1 protein-coding gene is annotated in these 2787 nt (G+C 37.2%); it reads left to right on the forward strand.

Annotated elements, in window-relative coordinates:
* Positions 1-2782, forward strand: a 2782-nt coding sequence (locus ACTHW2_RS09800; protein WP_442263744.1) for a non-ribosomal peptide synthetase, incomplete at its 5' end; no start/stop codon positions are given.
* Between the last annotated feature and the right edge of the window lie 5 nt (positions 2783-2787).

A 2787-nucleotide genomic window follows, 5' to 3' on the forward strand; every position in this document is an offset into this window, starting at 1 on the left:
CTATCAAGAAATTTCCAATATTGCCCAGCAATTAGCCGCTAAACTTGATGAGGAAAATGCTCAGGACATCGTTCCCTTTTATTTAAAAGATACCCGTTTTGTACTGCCCACAGTAATTGGAATTTGGCTATCCAACCGCATCCCTATGCCACTTGTATCAGCGTTAGACCTACCTGAAGCCACTGATCGTGTAAAAGAAGTTCAATGGGATACTTTAATAACTGACTTACCTGCCACACTTAAGCAGAAAAATATCATTCAAGTTGATCTTTTCAATCAGAATAATCACGCCGACTTTAAAGCTAAACCGTTCTCGCAAAAAAATGTATACATCCTCTCTACTTCTGGCAGTACCGGCATTCCTAAAAAAGTTTTTCTGACAGAAAGCAATCTAAAGTGGATCCTTACAAGACTGTACTCATTAATTAACGTCAACGAGACGACCAAATTTTTATTTTCAACGCCTTATTCTTTTGATGTTTCATTAACAGAGCTTCTGTCGCCCGTTATTGCCGGTGCCGAGCTGGTTTGTCTCCCAACAAGTCCTTCTAATTCAGAGAGTATCAGGCTAATTCCCAAATTAATTAATCAAAAGCAAATAACGCACCTTTCCTTATCCCCTTCATTTGCGGAGGCACTTCTTGATATCGTTGGTCCTGAAGCCTTTGATAAACTCAAGTTTCTGATGGTAGCCGGTGAAGCATTTCCGATTAATTTGGCAAAAAAATTGAAACGGGCGCTTAATAAGGGATGCAAAGTTTTTAATCTTTATGGTCCGACTGAAACAACTGTCTATTCTACTTATCATCAGGTAACTGAAAATGAAGAAGAATACGTACCGATTGGCCGCCCATTACCAGAGGGAAAGGTAAAAGTCCTTGATGCAAACAATAATGAAGCAAAAAAAGGTGAATTATATATTGGCGGAAATGGAGTAACAGACGGCTATCTTTTAGATTCTGTTAAAAGCAGCTCAAGCTTCATCACTCTTGACGGTGAACGCTATTATAAAACTGGTGATAAGGTAGAAATTTTACAAAACGGTGAGCTACTTTTCTTAGAAAGAGAAGACGATCAAGTCCAAGTTAACGGAATCCGTGTGGAATTAGGTGAAATTCAAACTCTAGTATCGAAAATCGCTGATGTTACCACAGCAATTGCGAAGTTCAAAAACAAGCGAATCTATATTTTTTACATTAGTTCGCAAGATAAAGAAGCTGAGATTAAAAGTAAACTGCCAACTTATCTCAATCCAATAATTATTAAGGTCGATCACTTCTTGTACACCTACAACCGTAAGATTGATACGCAAAGAATGATCGACGAGTATTATAATCGTTCTTTGACTACTGATAGCTCTAACACTTTAGACGAATTGAAAAAGTTGATAGCCAAATACCACGCTAATGAAATTAAAGAGCTGGATTCTCTGGATTCAGTGCGCTTCATTGTTGATGTAGAAAATACTTTTAAGATTCAGATTGATGATGCCCAGTTCTCACTGTTGAACACGCTTGAGCGCTTGGCAGCATATATTGACAAGCAGCAAACAAATACAGCTGCAGAGACTCGCGAGCAAGCAAATGAAGCTGACTTACTTAATCTTAAATTGCTGTTTGCAAACTTTTCGAGCAGCTATGAGGATGCGAAAATTACTGCTTCATCAACGCAGCAGAGTCTCTTTTCACAACAAAAACCATCTTTTGACCTGCTAAGAGTATCTTTTCCGACAATTAACTTTGAAGAAATTCAGAAGATTAGACAGATTTTTACTGATTTAACTACTAAGATAGATCTATTGAAATTTGCTTGGTTTAAAGATCGAGACGGTAAACTATATTTCAAGAAGATAATCAATCCAGCTCCAATCTCACTTGTTACCGCAAACAGCTTTTCCGAAACTGACTTAGAAAAAGTGATGTATTCTAAGCCTGGTTCGCCAATTCATTGCCTTATTTTCAATATGAAGAAGCAGGAGTTAAACATTGTCTTTTCACACCACGCTCTAGATGCCTCTTCTTCTAACAAATTGAAGAAAATATTCGTAGATTTGTATCAAGGAAATTTGAAAATTGAGCAAATTAAGTCCAGTTCTTATGCTGAATTTATGAGTTTTGTTCAAGAAGTTAATCAAAGTACTGATTTAAAGGCGGCCCTTTCTTTGGTACCTCAAACGCAGGAAGAACTCAATTTAACTAAAGAAGATGGTCGACTCTATATCACAAAATTCGCCTGCCCTGCTAAAACGACGGATCAAATTTACATTAACGGTCTTTACTTACTGTCACAAGCGATGATGAAAGATCATAAGATGAAGAAGATTACGGGAAAGATCGCTTTGAATATCAGGAAGTTTTCGAACTTTGATGCTAGCGATGTAATTGGAGATATTCACGCTACCCTACCTTGGGAAGTGAATGAAAATGATACTTTGACTGATTTTGCCAAGAGATATCAAATGTGGAAAGATCACTATACTAAGGGCACGGATTATCGCTACTGCATTTTCAATCAGATTGGCAGTAATTTAGAATATCGCAACGCTTTAAGTAAACAGTGGAGCAACATGAATATTTCACCTAATTATATTGGAGAGGTAAATTCAGTAAAGGCGATTGCGGATGATATCTTAAGGCTGCCGTTCAAGCCTAATTACATCACTATGGTTTCGAAAGAAGGTGTGCTATATTGCATTTCATATGGGCGCTTACTCGAAAAATTTAAGTATCAGGTGAAATTGAATGATGAGCTAGTAGTTACTGTAACAACAAATGAAGAGTAGAAAAA

Origin of the sequence: Tissierella sp. (assembly GCF_052089545.1) — a bacterium.
Lineage (GTDB): Bacteria > Bacillota > Clostridia > Tissierellales > Tissierellaceae > Tissierella_A.